This is a genomic window from Gordonia zhaorongruii, assembly GCF_007559005.1.
GTDB lineage: Bacteria > Actinomycetota > Actinomycetes > Mycobacteriales > Mycobacteriaceae > Gordonia > Gordonia zhaorongruii.
On record NZ_CP041763.1, the window covers coordinates 2,008,921 to 2,024,907 of the forward strand.

Here is a 15,987-nt window from a genome sequence, read left to right on the forward strand (position 1 = left end):
TAGATCGGAGTCCTGTGAACGCACGACATCGTGCCGTATCCGATGCGGAACGTCCGTCACGACGGAAGCTCCTGCTGTCGGTGGCCGCTCTCGTCGTGGTGATCGCCGCCGCGGCGACCGTGACGATAGTCGTCCTTCGCGACGACCATTCCGAGGACCACGAGACCACAGCCGAACCGCAGCGCGCCCTGCACGATTCGTTCGGCGCGCTGCGACTCCCCGCCCCCACCGGGGTGGCCATCACTCCGGTAGGCGGCGGCCGCTCACTGCTGTTCGGTGATCAGACTCCGCAGGACGCGTGGTCGACGATCAAGGCCCCGCTGGGGCTGGCGGCCGAACGCATGCACGGCATGAGCCGCACCGAGGCGCACGCGGTCATCGATTCGGACAATCGTTCGGCCCGCATCCTGACTCGCTCGTTCGGGGGCCCGGACGAGGCGACGAAGGCACTGGAGAATGTCCTTCGCGAAGGCGGTGACATGGTCACCGAACCCGCGCGACGGCACGGTCGCGATTTCCCCATGCTCGGTGAAACCCGTTGGGCACTGGCCGATTCGGCAGGCTGGACCGCGAATCTTCCGTGCCTCACCGGTAGTGAGCACATGCTCGAACTGATGCGCGGGGTGTCGCGTGTGCAGGATTGGGGCGTTCGACGGATCGGCGGCCGCAGCACCGCGGTGAAGGGCGGATGGGGTGAGGCTCCGGACGGCGGGTACGTCGTTCGGCAGATCGGACTCGTCACACTCCCGAACGGCTCGCAGGCCGCCGTGTCCGCCAGCGTGCACAAGGCTGGCATGACATTCGAGACCGGCACCGCGGCACTCGATCAGGTGGCCCACTGGCTCAAAGCCAACCTCACGCGGATCCCCGGGGGCGAGTGCCCCGCGCCCGCCGCCGGGTGACCGGAGTAGCCGGCTGACCGGTATCGTCACTCCTCATGAAGCGCAAGCACCTGATCCTGGTTCCCGCGGCCGCCGCTGCACTCGTGTTCGCGGGCTGCTCGTCTGACGATTCGAGCACCGCTGCCGATTCCGCGAGCAACACGAACGTGGACGTCTCCGAGGCTGCGCCCGACTTCCGGCCGGCAACCTGCCCCACCGACGCACCTGCGGCAGATACCAAGGCCGACTGGACGCTGCAGGGCACGAGCGGTTCGATCGACGTCGTGGGTCCGACGGACGACACGGCACCCCTGGTCACCATCGAGGGCGCACCGTTCGAGGTCGACAAGACGACCGTCGAGACCCTGGAGGCCGGCGACGGCACCGCCGTCACGAAGGACTCCACCGTCAGCGTCTGCTACCACGGCGTGAACGGCCGCGACGGCTCCGTCTTCGACAGCGCCTTCGATCGCGGCGAACCCGCCGCTTTCCCCGCGAGCGGCGTCGTTCCCGGCTTCCAGAAGGCGCTGATGGGTCAGAAGGCCGGCGCCGACGTCGCAGTCGCGGTCGCCCCGGCCGACGGCTACCCGCAGGGCACACCCGACGGCGCGATCAAAACAGGCGACACCATCGTGTTCGCATTGACGATCGTGTCCGTTCAGTAGGTCGCCACGACCCGCTCCGACGGCGTACTGCTCGCTGGCGCCGCGAACGGCTTGATGAATTCGGGTACGCCACCGGTGCGGCGCAGGAGCGGGGACCCGAAGAACGGCGCCACCATCTGGCATGGCACCACCCGGTTGGGATGATCGTCCAACGCGTTGAGAACGTGCGCGGCCGCACGCGGTGAACCGCAGATACCGAGATGGTCCGAGAAGTCCTTGTTGCAGCCGTTCTGAAGGATCATGTTGGTGACCTGCCGCTGCGGGCCGCCGGACACCTGCCCCGACATGTACGGACGCACCAGTTCGTCGTGCACCGTCGAGATGTTCGTGTACTCGATGCCCGGCAGATACGGTCCGTCGTCGTCGTTCATCGCGCGGATGAAGTCCGACCCCGCACGCATCTGCGGCAGGGCCCGGCACGGGACGACGTCGGCCGGGTTGACTCCGTAGCGGGTGTGCATGCGCTGAAAGAGGTTGTGAGCACCGTCCAGGACGGTGGTGCCCTGCCAGAGGGGCGCCAGCGACACGTACTTGGCGATCTTGCCTTCGCCACCGAGGTGCTTCGCCCAGTAGTTCGGGACCAAGGTGCCCTGGGAATGGCCGACGACGTGCACCTGGTCCGCCCCGGTGGAAGCCATCACCTTCTCGGCGAATTCGCCGAACTCGGCGGCACTCTCCTCGATCGGCTTCATACCGCCGAGCGCCGAGATGGGCCACCGAGAGTCCTCGACCGCACCGTAGGTCAGCGCGAATACCGAGTACCCGGCGGCTGCCAGCAACGGAACGTAGGTCCCCCAGTTGGTCTGGGCTCCGCCGGCGGTGCCGTGCACGAGGATCACCGGGATCGGATGCTCCGGATCGCACGGGACGCCCCACTGGTTCGACCCGGGAAGCGACCCGCCCGGATGCGCCAGCTCGGGGCCGATACCGGCGAAGAAGTCGTAGACGACGCGGCCCTGCGCGTCGTTCTCCTCACCGCCGAGCGGGACGATCTCACGCGGGAACCGCTGCACCACCTGGTTGCCGAGCGCGAGCAGCGGCTGCGTCAGCTTCTGCCCCGCCCGGATGGTGCTGGTGATTGAACCGACCATCGCACGCTCGACGGCAGCGCGTGGGATTCGCACGTACTCACTCTCCGAAGAACTCGACTACCACGGCCTTCGCACGGCGCGTGACCCGCATGTAGTGCTCCAGGAACTCCGGAGCCTCATCTTGCGGCCACCCGGCAGCGTACGCGACGGCGCGAAGCTGGCGCCCCGGTCCGGGGAGTTGATCGACGGGCTTTCCCCGCACCAGGACGAGGGCGTTCCGTGCCTGCGTGGCAGTCAGCCAGGCGTCCTTGAGCATCGCGACCTGCTCGGAGCCGAGCAGGTCGGCCTCTTCGATGGCGTCGAGGGTCTCCAGCGTCGAGGTGTTGTGCAGCGTCGGGTACTCGTGCGCGAAGCGCAACTGCATCAGCTGAACGGTCCACTCGATGTCGGCGAGTCCACCGCGCCCGAGCTTGGTGTGCGTCGCCGGATCGGCGCCGCGCGGAAGTCGTTCGGAGTCGACGCGTGCCTTGATCCGACGGATCTCACGTACCGAGGCCGGTGATACCCCGCCCGCCGGGTAGCGCGTCACGTCGACCATGTGCAGGAACGCCAGCCCGAGGTCGGCGTCACCGGCGACGGTGTGCGCCCGTAGCAGCGCCTGCACCTCCCACGCCTGCGCCCACTGCCGGTAGTAGGCCTCGTAGGACGCGAGCGTGCGGACGACGGGACCGTTGCGGCCTTCGGGCCGCAGGCCGACGTCCACTTCGAGCGGCGGATCGGCACTCGGCGTCCCCAGGAGCGTGCGAACGCGCTCGGCGATGGTCTGCGCCCACTTCACGGCATCCGTCTCGTCGGCTCCCTCGACGGCTTCGCACACGAACATCACGTCGGCGTCCGAACCGTAGCCGAGCTCGCTGCCGCCGAGGCGCCCCATCCCGATCACCGCGATCCGGGCAGGCGCGCCGCCGTTCCTGGTGCGAAGTGAATCCTCGATCACCTTGTCGAGCGAGGCGTCGAGCACGGCGGCCCACACATTCGACAATGCGTGGCACACCTCCTGCACCGTCAGCAGGCCGAGGATGTCTGCGGATGCGATGCGTGCGAGCTCCGCCCGCCGGTGCGACCGAGCGACCGCGATAGCACGCGTGAGGTCCGGTGCCCTCCGCATCGACGCTCGCAACCCCTTCACGACGTCGGTCGACTCCACCTCGATCAGCTTGGGTCCGGCGGCTCCCGTCGAGTACATCTGAATCACGTCCGGAGAGCGCATCAGCAGATCGGCGATGTACTCGCTGGTGCCGAGCACGTGCATCAACTGCTGCGCCACGACGCCGTCGTCGCGCAGCAGCCGCAGATACCAGCCGATGGTCCCCATCTCCTCGCTGAGGCGGCGGTAGTTCAGCAGCCCCGCATCCGGATCGGGAGTGTCACTGATGTGCTCCAGAAGACCGGGCAGGATCATCGACTGGATCGCACCGGTCCGGCCGGGTGTCGAGACGAGCGCGCCGATGTGCGAGAGCGCCCGATCGGGCATCGCGTACCCGAGGGCGGCGAGCTGACGTTTCGCCGAGTCCGCAGTGAGCCTGAGTAGTCCTTTATCCTGCCGCGCAACAGCTTCCAGCAGTGGTCGGTAGAAGAGCTTCTCGTGCAGCTGGCGCACCCTGGTCACATGCTGACGAAGGATGCGCCGAAGCACCTGCAGAGCGTCCTCGCTGCCTTCGGGGCGTACGTGCGCTGCCCGCGCCAGCCACCGCATTCCCGCGTCATCCCCCGGTTCGGGGAGCAGGTGCGTGCGGTGCAGTCGCTGCAATTGCAGGCGGTGCTCCAGCAGACGCAGGAACTGGTACGACGCCGAGAAGTTCGCGCCGTCGTCGCGCCCGATGTAACCGGCCGCCGTCAGCGCCGCGAGCGCGTCGACTGTCGACTGCACGCGCAGGGTGGCGTCCACTCGTCCGTGGACCATCTGCAGCAGCTGGACGGCGAACTCGACGTCGCGCAGACCGCCGCGGCCGAGCTTGATGTTGCGCGCCTTGTGCTCGTCGGGGATCAGCGACTCCACACGGCGGCGCATGGCCTGCACCTCGGATACGAAGTCGTCGCGCTCGGATGCGTCCCAGACCATCTCCGACGTCGCGCCCACGTACTCGCGGCCGAGCGCCAGATCGCCCGCCATCGGCCGGGCCTTCAGCAGAGCCTGGAACTCCCAGGTCTTGGCCCAGCGCCGGTAGTACGTGATGTGCGATTCGACGGTGCGGGTCAGCGCACCGGACTTCCCCTCGGGCCGTAGTCCCGCGTCCACGTCGAAGAAAGCGAGCGAGCCGATGCGCATCATCTCGCCCGCGATGCGAGCCGAGGTGGTGTCGGCGGGCTCGGCCACGAAGACGATATCCACGTCGCTGACGTAATTGAGTTCGCGCGCACCGCATTTGCCCATCGCGACGACCGCGATCCGCGTCTCGAGCGGTTTGTCGCCGAGCACCTCGACCACAGCTACCGACAGGGCGGCGGTGAGCGCCGCGTCGGCCAGATCCGCGAGTCGCCCGCCCACTTCGGAGAGGTACAGAACGGGCTGGTCCTCCACGGTTGCGGCGAGGTCGTGGGCCGCGAGGATCATCATCTGGTCCCGGTACGCGGTCCGCAGTTCACTGACCGCGTCCGGTCCGGACATCGTCGCCCGGAACACCAGGTCGCTCTCACTCGTGCCGGGTTCGCGCCGGGCACCGACCGCTTCGAGGAGTGCCCGCCGCGACTCCTCCGCCGTCGGCATCTCGTCCGCCACCAGCAGGCGCCACGAGTCCGGCTCGGCGACCAGATGGTCCGCGAGTGCATCCGACCCGCCGAGCACCGAGAGCAGACGTCCGCGGAACGACTTGTCGGAGCGCAGAAGCGCGTCGATCTCCGACCAGATCCCGCTCTCCTCGTCGCGCTCGTACAGACGCACGAGAGCCCTCAGCGCCAGATCGGGATCGGGTGCGCGCGAGAGCGCCCACAACAAGCCGACGGTCTCGGGTGTCGACCACCCGAGGGTCGCGAGATCGTCGCGAACCGTCGGTTCCATCAGCCCCAGCCGGCCCGGGCTGGGCACGGGCGAGCGGCCACCACCTCGCGTCACGATGCAGCCTCCGGTCTACAGCGGAAGATAGTTCTCGAGCTCGTACGGGGTCACGCGGCCCCGGTACGCCGTCCATTCCGCCCACTTGTTGCGGAGGAAGTACTCGAAGACGTGCTCGCCGAGAGTCTCGGCGACGAGCTCGGAACGCTCCATCTCGGTCAGCGCGTCGGCTAGCGACCCCGGAAGCTCCTTATAGCCCATGGCGAGACGCTCGGCCGGGGTGAGCGCCCAGACGTTGTCCTCCGCCTCTTCGGGCAGCTCGTACTCGTTCTCGACGCCCTTCAGCCCGGCGGCCAGCAGGACCGCGAACGTCAGATACGGATTGCATGCCGAGTCGGGGCTGCGGACCTCCACACGGCGCGACGACGCCTTGTTCGGCGTGTACAGCGGAACCCGGACCATCGCCGACCGGTTGGCACGGCCCCACGTCGCCGCGGTCGGCGCCTCGTCACCGTAGATGAGCCGCTTGTAGCTGTTCACCCACTGGTTGGTGACGGCGCTGATCTCGTTGGCGTGCTCCAGGATTCCGGCGATGAACTGCTTCCCCACGACGGAGAGCTGCATCGGGTCGTCGGGATCGTGGAACGCGTTCGTGTCACCCTCGAACAGACTCAGGTGCGTGTGCATCGCCGAACCGGGGTGCTCGCTGAACGGCTTGGGCATGAACGTCGCCCGCACGCCGTCGTTGAACGCCACTTGCTTGACGAGGTAACGGAACGTCATCACGTTGTCGGCCATCGACAGCGCGTCCGCGTACCGGAGGTCGATCTCCTGCTGACCCGGCGCGCCCTCGTGGTGCGAGAACTCGACGGAGATGCCCATCGACTCGAGTGCGTCGATGGCGTGCCGTCGAAAGTTCGGTGCCGAATGGTGGAACGTCTGATCGAAGTACCCGCCTCCGTCGGCCGGAACCGGCGGTGTTCCGTCGAACGGGTTGTCCTTGAGGAGGAAGAACTCGATCTCCGGGTGCACATAGCAGGTGAAGCCCAGATCGGCCGCTTTGTTCAGCTGGCGGCGCAGCACGTGGCGCGGGTCGGCCCACGATGGTGTCCCGTCGGGCATCGCGATGTCGCAGAAGATGCGGGCCGAGTAGTTCTTGCCGTCACTCACCCACGGCAGCACCTGAAACGTCGACGGGTCGGGCTTGGCGACGGTGTCGGCCTCCGAGACACGGGAGAACCCCTCGATGGCCGAGCCATCGAATCCGATGCCTTCAGCGAAAGCACCCTCCAGCTCTGCAGGCGCGATCGCCACCGACTTCAGATAACCGAGGATGTCGGTGAACCACAGTCGGACGAATCGGATATCGCGTTCCTCTAGGGTCCGCAGCACGAATTCCTGTTGGCGATCCATACCCGAACCTTAGTGCTCCGCAGTTACGCGCGTGTTACACCCGCGCCGATGGCCGCGGCTCGGCCCGCATCGCCCCTCGCCGAGCCGGTGTGACCAATGCCACCGATCCTCCCCTGCCGGTCCGCAACCGTCGGTGGGAGAATCGGTGATGTCCGCACCAACCCGGGTACCCGCTCAGCGGGACTCGAGGCAGAAATGAGGCAAGTCATGTCCGAAGCATCCGTCTACGGATCGACAACCACCCCCACTCCCCGCCGGGCCACCCGCATTCAGCATCTCGCGCAGTGGAAGGCCGAGTCGCACAAGTGGGCCATGCTCACCGCATACGACTTCTCGACGGCACGCATCTTCGACGAGGCCGAGATCCCCGTCCTCCTGGTCGGCGATTCCGCAGCCAACGTCGTCTACGGCTACGACACCACCATTCCGGTCACCCTCGACGAACTGATCCCCCTCGCCCGCGCCGTGGTGCGCGGAGCCCCGCACGCGCTGGTCGTCGCAGACCTGCCGTTCGGCAGCTACGAGGCGAGCCCGCAGCAAGCCCTCGAATCGTCCATCCGCATGTTCAAGGAATCGGGTGCGCACGCCATCAAGATCGAGGGCGGAGAGCGCATCGCACCGCAGATCGCCGCCCTGACCGCAGCGGGCATTCCGGTGATGGGCCATGTCGGGTTCACCCCGCAGAGCGTGAACACGCTGGGCGGTTACCGCGTCCAAGGCCGCGGTGATGCGAGTGACCAGTTGGTCGCCGACGCCATCGCAGTGCAGGAAGCCGGCGCGTTCTCCGTCGTCATGGAGATGGTTCCGGGCGACGTCGCCGGGCAGATCACCCGCAAGCTGACCATCCCCACCGTCGGCATCGGCGCAGGCAACGAGACGGACGCGCAGGTCCTCGTATGGCAGGACGCCGCCGGTTACACGCACGGGAAGACCGCCAAGTTCGTCAAACGGTACGCCTCGATCGGCGACGACCTGCGCAGTGCGGCGCGCCAGTACGCGTCCGAGGTCGCGTCGGCGTCGTTCCCCGGCCCCGAGCACTCTTACTGACACGCCTCGTATCAGCAGATAGGTTGGCCGTATGCGCACGCTGTATCCCCCGATCGACGCGTATGCGTCCGGCCACCTCGACGTCGGAGACGGTCAGGAGATCTACTGGGAGGCCTCCGGCCGCCCGGACGGCAAGCCCGTAGTCTTCGTGCACGGCGGCCCCGGTGGCGGAACCTCACCGGAACAGCGACGGTTCTTCGACCCGGCGCGCTACCGGATCATCCTGTTCGATCAGCGCGGCTGCGGTCGATCGCGTCCCCACATCGCCGACGGAGCCGACCTCTCGGTCAACACCACCGACCATCTGATCGCCGACATGGAGTCGCTGCGCGAGCATCTCGGAATCGACCGGTGGCAGGTGTTCGGCGGATCGTGGGGCTCCACGCTGGGGCTGGCGTATGCGCAGACGTATCCCGAGCGGGTCACCGAGCTGGTACTGAGGGGCATCTTCCTGCTGCGGCGCAGCGAGATCGACTGGTACTACAACGGCGGTGCATCCCATATCTTCCCGGATGTCTGGGAGACGTACCTGGAGCCCATTCCCGAGTCCGAACGCGATGACGACCTCGTCGCGGTCTATCACCGTCTCCTGACCGGCGACGACCGGGATACCGCGCAGCGTGCCGCGAACGCGTGGAGCGCGTGGGAGAATCTGACGAGCCACCTTCTCCCCCAGCCCAACCGCGGCGACGGAGGACGTGCGGACCTCGCGTTCGCGACCATCGAGAACCACTACTTCCAGAATCACGGATTCCTCGACGACGGTCAGCTCCTGGACCGCGTCGACCGGATCGAGCATCTCCCCGGTGTGATCGTGCAGGGCCGCTACGACGTCGTCTGCCCGATGCGCAGCGCGTGGGATCTGCACCGTGCATGGCCATCCGCCGATCTGCACGTGGTCGACGACGCCGGTCACGCATCCTTCGAACCCGGTATCGTCCACCACTTGATCGAAGCCACCGACCGCTTCGCCCGTACAGGAGCCTGACATGAGCCCAGCCCCGCAGGAATCACTCGAGATCGAATTGAAGTTCGACGTCGAAGCGGGGCTCCCGGCTCCCGACCTCACCGACCTCGTCCCGGACGGGGTCGTCGGCAAGCCGACGACGTACCTGCTCGAAGCCACGTACTACGACACCGCGGACACCGCCCTCGCCGCCAACCGCATCACCCTGCGACGTCGTACCGGAGGCACTGACGGTGGCTGGCATCTCAAGCGACCATCCACGGTCGAGTCGGCACGACGTGAACTCGCGATCGGGTTCGACGACGCGCCCGAGGACGATGGCCTCCCCTCCTACCTGCGCGATCAGGTGGTCGCAGTCGCCAGGCACGGTGAACTGAACCCGGTCGCGACCATCACCACCGACCGGACGGTGACGGCGATCTTCGACGCCGACGGCCACGAGGTCGCGGTGTTCTGCGAGGATCTCGTCTCAGCCGAGTCACTGCTTCCCGGCGGCGGCGTCAATCGGTGGGCCGAGTGGGAGTTCGAACTCGTCGAGGGCACCATGGACCTGCTCAAGCGAGCGAAAGCCTACCTCCGCGCCGCAGGCGCTCAGACGGCATCGAGCACGTCCAAACTGGCACGGGCGATCGGTTCGCAGCCGCTCGAGACGGACGTGCGCGTACTGCCGAAGAAGGCGACCGCACTCGACCTGGTGCGCTACGAGCTGGCACTGCATCGCAAGGCTCTCCTCGCCTACGATCCGCTGGCACGAGAGGACGCCCCGGACGCGGTGCACCAGATGCGGGTCGCGGCCCGCAAGGTCCGCTCCATCCTCACCTCGTACCCGGAGGTTCTCGACCGCGCGGCCGCACAACCGGTCTCGGACGAGCTCCGCGAGCTCGGTGAGGTACTCGGCGAGGCACGGGATATCGAGGTTCAGCTGGAGACGAACGAACTGCTGCTGTCCCGCGAGAACGCACCGGAGGACCTCGTCACCGCCCTGATCGATGCCGAGCGCGTGCGCCACCGGAGGGCTCTGAAATCGGTGCGGTACGCGCTGTCCACCACCCGGTATCTGACTCTGCTCGACGACCTCGACAGCCTCATCGAGAGCCCGCAGCCGGGGATCGACGCCGACCGCCCGGCCCGTGACGTGGCCGCCGAGGCAGTCGGCGCGTCGTACAAGCGGCTCACCGCCGCGCAGCGCAAGCTCCGCAAGCACGACTCCTGGTCGCCCGAGTGGGTGGAGCAACTGCACACGATCCGCAAGCGCGCGAAGGCCGCCCGGTACACGGCGGAGTCGGCGGCACCGCTGCGCCGAGCGTCGTTCGACAACGCGGGTCGGGTCGCCAAGAAGATCCAGACCCACCTCGGCACCTTCCAGGACACCGCCGTGAACCGGGAACATCTCGCCGAGGTCGCCGGTCGGGTGCCGCTGACCGGCGCCGCGATGTTCACGCTCGGTCGGATCGACGCCCGCGAGGAGACCCGGGGTCGCAAAGCGGTCAAGGCGTACCGCAGGCTCTGATTTCCGTAGTACGGGTGCGAACGAGTCGGCGCGTAAGCCGGATCCTGTCCCGGCCCGAAGGCCGGGGGCGACCATCCATCTGGGCACACCGTTGCCGGGTGCCTCGAGCGGCCAACCCGCGAGCTCGGACGAGCAGTCCTCGAGCACTCGCGCATCCGCACCGCGGACGGTGCGGACTTCGGCCTTGCTCCGGGTGGGGTTTACCGAGCCGTCACGGTCGCCCGTGACGCTGGTGCGCTCTTACCGCACCGTTTCACCCTTACCCGCGCCGTCGAAACGTCGTGGGCGGTCTGTTCTCTGTGGCACTGTCCCGCGGGTCACCCCGGGTTGCCGTTAGCAACCACCCTGCTGCTGTGGAGTCCGGACTTTCCTCGGCTGCCGGCCTGTGCGGATGCCCGCACGGTTCCATCGCCGCGGCCGCCCGGCCGACTCGTTCGCCGTTCGAGAATACCCCACACCTCAGTGCAGGTGACCGGTGTCGTTGACGAGCCGGACCACCGAACCACCATCCGGATAGAACTCGACGACCGACAGCGATGCGAGATCCAGGTGCAACCGGAACAGAAGCTCCGGGCCGACGCCCAGCGCCGCGCGCAGGAAGGTCTTGATCGGTGTCACATGCGTGACGACGAGGATCGTGCGTCCTTCGTACTGGCCGACCAGGTCGTCGCGGACCCTGCCGATCCGTTCCGCGACGGCGGCGAAGCTCTCCCCACCGGGAGGCGACACGTCTTCCGAACTCAGCCACCGGTTGTGGAGTCGGCGGTCACGTCGTGCAGCTTCGGAGAAGGTGAGGCCCTCCCACTCTCCGAAGTCGGTCTCGATGAGGCCGTCGTGGACATCCACGCCGAGTCCGAGCTGCACCGCGGCCAGAGCCGCTGTCGACCGGGCGCGCGCGAGCGGCGACGACACGACCGCGTCGATACCGGCGAACGGACCGGGCGCGCCGGCCAGCCGATCTGCGGCCGCCTGTGCCTGCCCGATCCCGAGGTCAGTGAGATCGGGATCGCCGTGCCCGGAGTAGCGGCGCTCCACCGAGAGCGGAGTCTGCCCGTGTCGCAGGAGGATCAGCCGTGTGGGCGGTGCCGTCTGCCCCTGCCAGGTCGGCTTCTCACTCACGCGGCTTCCCCTGTCCGGGCAGACCGGAGTGGGCGGTCCGAACCATGACCGCGCCGCACTCCTCACAGCGCAGCACCTCGTCCTCGTCGGCCGCAGCTATCCGCGAGAGCGACCGCGGATCGAGTTCCATGCGGCACGCGCCGCAGCGTCGCGCCTGGACCAGGCCTGCACCGACCTGCCCGCGCGACCTCAGACCCTCGTAGATGGAGACGAGTTCGGAGTCGATCGTGAGGGCGAGCGCAGCGCGCCGCTCGTTCAGGTCCGCGACCCGCTCGTCGACCTTCGCGGCGCTCGCATCACGCCGTCCTGCGGCCTCGAGTTCCTTCTCCGTCAGGGTGAGCAGTGCCGCCTCGGAACGGTCGGCTTCGACAGCCGTCGCCTCCTGCTGCTCCATGAGCTCGAGCATCTCGCCTTCGAGCGCCTCCTGACGGCGGATCAAGGTGTCGAGTTCGTGCTGAAGTTCGCCGATCGCCTTGTGGCCCACACTGCCCGCCTCGATCGCAGCCTTGTCGCGCGCCGCGTGCTCGGTCATGCCGGTCAGCTCTTTGTCCACTTTGTCGTAGACCGTTTTCAGGTCGTCGACCGCCGACCGAGAGCTCGAAACGTCCTCACGTGCCGTCTCGAGCTGTGTTGCGAGCTCTGCCAGTTCGGCGTCCTCGGGCAGGTTCTTGCGGCTGTGCGCGGTCTTGGCGACCTCGGCATCCAACTCGGCGAGGTCGAGCAGCAGTCGTTGCTGCGCAGCGGATGCTTTCACGGGTGTTCTCCTGTCGAACGGGGTGCGGCGTCGTACGGGTTCATCGGGCGGTCCGTTTCACCGGGCCGCCTGGCTCACCGGGCCACGATGCCGAAGGGATCTGTCGTCGGTGCGAAAACGCTCGTCTCGCAACCGAACTCGCCGAGCAGGCCGGCCGCCTGCCCGCACCACGGAAACTCGGTCGACCAGTGACCCGCATCGACGAGTGCGGGTGCACCGGCACGGCGCGCCTCGTCGACCACATGATGCCGCAGGTCACCGGTGACGTACGCGTCGGCCCCCGCTGCGGTTGCCGTATCGATCAGGGAGTCGCCCGCACCACCGCACACCGCGATGATCTCGACCAGCTCTCCGGGATCGCCCGCGGCGCGGACCGGCCATGCCGCAGTCGGCAACGACGCGGACACGTGCGCGACGAACTCGTCGAGTCGCATGGGCGCTGGGAGGGTGCCGACGCGGCCGAGCCCCACATCGCTGTCTACCCGGGCCTGTTCGAACACATCGAACGCAGGTTCCTCGTATGGATGCGCGCCGCGCAGCGCGTCGAGGACTGCCGTCCGCACCCGCCGTGGAGCGACGATCTCGACCCGCTCCTCGTCGACACGGGCGAGTTCGCCGATTCCCCCGATCGCCGGTGACGCACCGGCCTGCGGCATGAACTGCCCGGTTCCGACGACACCCCATCGGCAGTCACGGTAATCGCCGATCGAGCCCGCCCCGGCGGCGAACATCGCTTCGCTGACCTGGTCGACGTTGGCCTCGGGCACCATCACCACCCACTTGTCCAGGGTGGCCGCCGGCTCGGCTGCGAGTGGCCGCGTACCAATGAGGCCGAGCGCGTCGGCCAGCGCATCGGAGACCCCGGGACGCGCCTTGTCGGCGTTCGTGTGCGCCGCGTACAACGCGCACTTCGCACGGATCAGACGGTGGATGAGACGCCCCTTCGGGCTGTCGGCCGGGACCCCGTTGACGCCGCGGAGCAGTAACGGATGGTGCGCGACGATCAGTTCCGCACCGGTCGCGATCGCTTCGTCGACGACGGCATCGGTGACGTCGACGCAGACGAGTACGCGGTCGGCGGTCTCGGCCGGATCGCCGCACACGAGCCCGACCGCATCCCACGATTCGGCGAGTGCGGGCGGGTAAGCGCGTTCGATCTCGGCGATCACGTCGGCGAGGGTGCGGCTCATCGTGGTGTCGTCTCCCATCTGGATCGTCTCCTCACATCTTGCACGGCCGCCACGAGCGCATCGCTCGATTCGGGTGGACGCACCGCGAACCTGAGGTAGTCGGCGTCGAGGCCGACGAAGTTCGCGCAACTGCGGACCGCGATCCCCCGCCATGCGAGCTCGGCCTTCAGCTTCCACCCCTCCGGCTCACGCACGAGCACGTACGGCGCGCTGGGTGCGACGGCCGCCCGCAGTCCGACCGATTCCAGTGCGGCCAGCAGGTACTGACGATCGTCAGCGACGATCCGCGCCTGCTCGGCCGCATGGTCCTGTCCCCGCCGGGACAGGCACGCGGTCAGCGCCGCCAGCGTCAACGTTCCGACCGGCCAGTGCCTGCGGCCCGCTGTCATACGCGCGATGAGGTCGGGGGCGGCCAGCAGGTAGCCGGCTCGCAGGCCCGCGAGCCCGAACGTCTTGGTCACCGACCGGATGACGATCACATCGTCGGCGAGCTCGGCCGCCACACTCTCCGGCTCGGCTCCCCGAAGAGGGTCGAGGGTGAGATCGGCGAACGCCTCGTCCACCACGAGGATCCGTCCCGGCCGTCGCAGAGCGAGGATGTCGGTCGCCGGATGCAGGACCGATGTGGGGTTCGTCGGGTTGCCCACGATCACGAGGTCGGCGTCGGCGGGCACCGCTGCGTCGGCGAGCCGCCACGGCGGGGGCGGCGTCACCTGGCTGATCCGCGCCCCGGAGGCGCGGAGCACTCGTTCCGGTTCGGTGAACGACGGTTGGATGAGTGCGACGTGCCTCGCTCCCAGGCGAGCCAGGAGTTCGAACCCCTCGGCCGCTCCGGCGAGCAGCAGCACCTCGTCGAGGCGGCGACCGTGCAGGTCGGCGGCCGACTGAGCCGCGCTCGCCACCTCTGCAGCGGACGGGTAGGCGGCCAGATCGCCGATCCGCGACGCGAGCGCGTCGGCCACGAATCCCGGCGGACCGGGCCGCACGTTCACCGCGAAATCGGCGAGGCCGGGCTGTGCGTCGGCGTCTCCGTGGCGGCTCCGGTCGTACAGGACCGCCGGAACATCGCTGTTCCGAGTGTGTTCGCCCACGTCGGCTGTCATGGTGCTCCAGCCTACGTGCACGATGGATCCGTGAACCCGACTCCATCCACAGGTCCGCCGTCGCCAGGTCCGCCGTCAGCGCACGCCGCCGTTCTCCTCTTCGACCTCGACGGCACCATCACCGACAGCTACCCGGGGATCACCGCGTCGTTTCTCTACGCGCTCGAGCAGCTCGGCGTCCCCCGACCGGACGACGACTTCCTTCGGTCGATCGTCGGACCGCCCCTGCTGGAGTCGATGGTCCGCATGGGATTGAGTCGCGAGCGTGCCGAGGACGGCATCCGCGCCTACCGGGAGCGGTACGACGTGACCGGCTGGTTGGAGAACTCGGTGTTCGACGGCATGGCGTCGCTGCTCGCGGACCTTGCCGCCGACCGGCGCCGGGTCGCGGTGGCTACGTCGAAGAACCAGGTCATGGCCCGCCGCATCCTCGATCACTTCGGGTTGAGCGACCGCTTCGAGTTCGTCGGCGGGGCGAGTGAGGACTCCTCTCGCCGGTCGAAGGCCGACGTCATCGGGCATGTCCTGGCTGCGCTCGACGTCGATCCCGCCGCTGCTCCCGTGCTGATGATCGGCGATCGGTCGCACGACATCGACGGGGCCGCCGCGTTCCGGGTCCCGGCGATCGGCGTGCGTTGGGGTTACGCTCACGCTGGAGAATTGGAGGCCGCCCTGCAACGGGCGGGCGCTGCACAACACGAACCTCGGATCGCCGAGACGATCCCGGATCTGCGAAAGGTACTCGGTGTCTGACCACGCGGGGGCTTCGGCCACGGACCGCGCTCTGCACATCTGTTTCGTCTGCTCCGGCAACATCTGCCGGTCGCCGATGGCGGAATCGATCTTCCAGAGCGCCATCGAGCACGCGGGCCTCACCGACAAGGTGCGAGTGACCAGCGCTGGAACCGGTGGCTGGCACATCGGCGAACCCGCCGACAACCGGGCGCGCACAGAACTACTGGCCCACGGTTACTCCGATTCGCATATCGCATCGCAGCTGTCCCCGGATCACCTCGGCGCGGACCTCCTGGTCGTCGCCGACTCCGGTCATGTGACCGAACTGGGTCGCAAGCGCCTCGGGAGCCGTGTTCGCCTGCTGCGCAGTTTCGATCCGGACGCCGACGGCACGGACGTCCCGGATCCCTTCTTCGGCACCCCGGATGACTTCACCGTGGTTCGCGAGCAGATCGAGGCCGCGATCCCGGGACTGCTCGCCTGGACACACGTCGCGCTTGCCGAGAACACCGACAAGTAA

Annotated in this window: 13 protein-coding genes, 1 other RNA gene and 1 pseudogene; 7 read left to right on the top strand and 8 right to left on the bottom strand. The window is 68.1% G+C overall.

Annotated elements, in window-relative coordinates:
* The first annotated feature begins 14 nt into the window (after positions 1-14).
* Both FO044_RS09285 and FO044_RS09290 read left to right on the top strand, forming a co-directional pair.
* Entirely contained in the window at positions 15-902 is an 888-nt protein-coding gene (locus tag FO044_RS09285) for a hypothetical protein (RefSeq protein WP_132991613.1), read from the top strand.
* Between the two features lie 35 nt (positions 903-937).
* Entirely contained in the window at positions 938-1,546 is a 609-nt protein-coding gene (locus FO044_RS09290; RefSeq protein ID WP_132991614.1) for an FKBP-type peptidyl-prolyl cis-trans isomerase, read from the top strand.
* Here FO044_RS09290 and FO044_RS09295 read toward each other — a convergent pair.
* The 3 genes from FO044_RS09295 to glnA all read right to left on the bottom strand — a co-directional run bounded on the left by FO044_RS09295 (position 1,540) and on the right by glnA (position 7,042).
* Positions 1,540-2,670 carry an esterase/lipase family protein gene (locus FO044_RS09295; protein ID WP_235831291.1) on the bottom strand — a complete coding sequence of 377 codons (1,131 nt, stop codon included), beginning with the start codon at positions 2,668-2,670 and terminating at the stop codon, positions 1,540-1,542. The two genes, FO044_RS09290 and FO044_RS09295, sit on opposite strands and share 7 nt — an antisense overlap.
* Positions 2,671-2,674: 4 nt before the next feature.
* Positions 2,675-5,635 carry a bifunctional [glutamine synthetase] adenylyltransferase/[glutamine synthetase]-adenylyl-L-tyrosine phosphorylase gene (locus FO044_RS09300; RefSeq protein WP_425323590.1) on the bottom strand — a complete coding sequence of 987 codons (2,961 nt, stop codon included), beginning with the start codon at positions 5,633-5,635 and terminating at the stop codon, positions 2,675-2,677.
* Positions 5,636-5,704: 69 nt separating this feature from the next.
* The gene (glnA, locus tag FO044_RS09305; protein WP_132991616.1) at positions 5,705-7,042 is read right to left on the bottom strand and encodes a type I glutamate--ammonia ligase; all 1,338 of its coding nucleotides are present in this window, start codon (positions 7,040-7,042) and stop codon (positions 5,705-5,707) included.
* 207 nt (positions 7,043-7,249) lie between these two features.
* Here glnA and panB point away from each other — a divergent pair, with 207 nt between their 5' ends.
* Genes panB through FO044_RS09320 form a run of 3 tightly spaced genes read left to right on the top strand, consistent with a single transcriptional unit; the run spans position 7,250 to position 10,566 of the window.
* On the top strand, positions 7,250-8,089 hold the full coding sequence (gene panB / locus FO044_RS09310) for a 3-methyl-2-oxobutanoate hydroxymethyltransferase (protein ID WP_132991617.1): 840 nt from the start codon (positions 7,250-7,252) through the stop codon (positions 8,087-8,089).
* 31 nt (positions 8,090-8,120) lie between these two features.
* The gene (gene pip / locus FO044_RS09315; RefSeq protein ID WP_143965499.1) at positions 8,121-9,077 is read left to right on the top strand and encodes a prolyl aminopeptidase; all 957 of its coding nucleotides are present in this window, start codon (positions 8,121-8,123) and stop codon (positions 9,075-9,077) included.
* Between the two features lies 1 nt (position 9,078).
* Entirely contained in the window at positions 9,079-10,566 is a 1,488-nt protein-coding gene (locus FO044_RS09320; protein ID WP_143965500.1) for a CYTH and CHAD domain-containing protein, read from the top strand.
* Between the two features lie 17 nt (positions 10,567-10,583).
* Here FO044_RS09320 and rnpB read toward each other — a convergent pair.
* From rnpB to cobC, 5 genes and pseudogenes are all read right to left on the bottom strand, one after another.
* Positions 10,584-10,999: RNase P RNA component class A (gene rnpB / locus FO044_RS09325), an RNA gene on the bottom strand.
* A gap of 26 nt (positions 11,000-11,025) precedes the next feature.
* Positions 11,026-11,718: pseudogene (locus tag FO044_RS09330) on the bottom strand (histidine phosphatase family protein); the annotation flags it as partial.
* Positions 11,678-12,439 (bottom strand): zinc ribbon domain-containing protein, encoded by a 762-nt coding sequence (locus FO044_RS09335; RefSeq protein ID WP_132991621.1) that lies wholly within the window; start codon positions 12,437-12,439, stop codon positions 11,678-11,680. The pseudogene FO044_RS09330 and the gene FO044_RS09335, both read right to left, overlap by 41 nt.
* 74 nt (positions 12,440-12,513) lie before the next feature.
* Entirely contained in the window at positions 12,514-13,647 is a 1,134-nt protein-coding gene (locus FO044_RS09340) for a Nif3-like dinuclear metal center hexameric protein (RefSeq protein WP_143965502.1), read from the bottom strand.
* Complete coding sequence (gene cobC / locus FO044_RS09345) at positions 13,626-14,732, bottom strand: Rv2231c family histidinol phosphate aminotransferase CobC (protein ID WP_143965503.1); 1,107 nt, start codon at positions 14,730-14,732, stop codon at positions 13,626-13,628. The genes FO044_RS09340 and cobC overlap by 22 nt, the downstream gene beginning before the upstream one ends.
* Before the next feature lie 30 nt (positions 14,733-14,762).
* Here cobC and FO044_RS09350 point away from each other — a divergent pair, with 30 nt between their 5' ends.
* Entirely contained in the window at positions 14,763-15,485 is a 723-nt protein-coding gene (locus FO044_RS09350; protein ID WP_143965504.1) for an HAD hydrolase-like protein, read from the top strand.
* Positions 15,478-15,987, top strand: a complete 510-nt coding sequence (locus FO044_RS09355; RefSeq protein WP_143965505.1) for a low molecular weight protein-tyrosine-phosphatase — start codon at positions 15,478-15,480, stop codon at positions 15,985-15,987. The genes FO044_RS09350 and FO044_RS09355 overlap by 8 nt, the downstream gene beginning before the upstream one ends.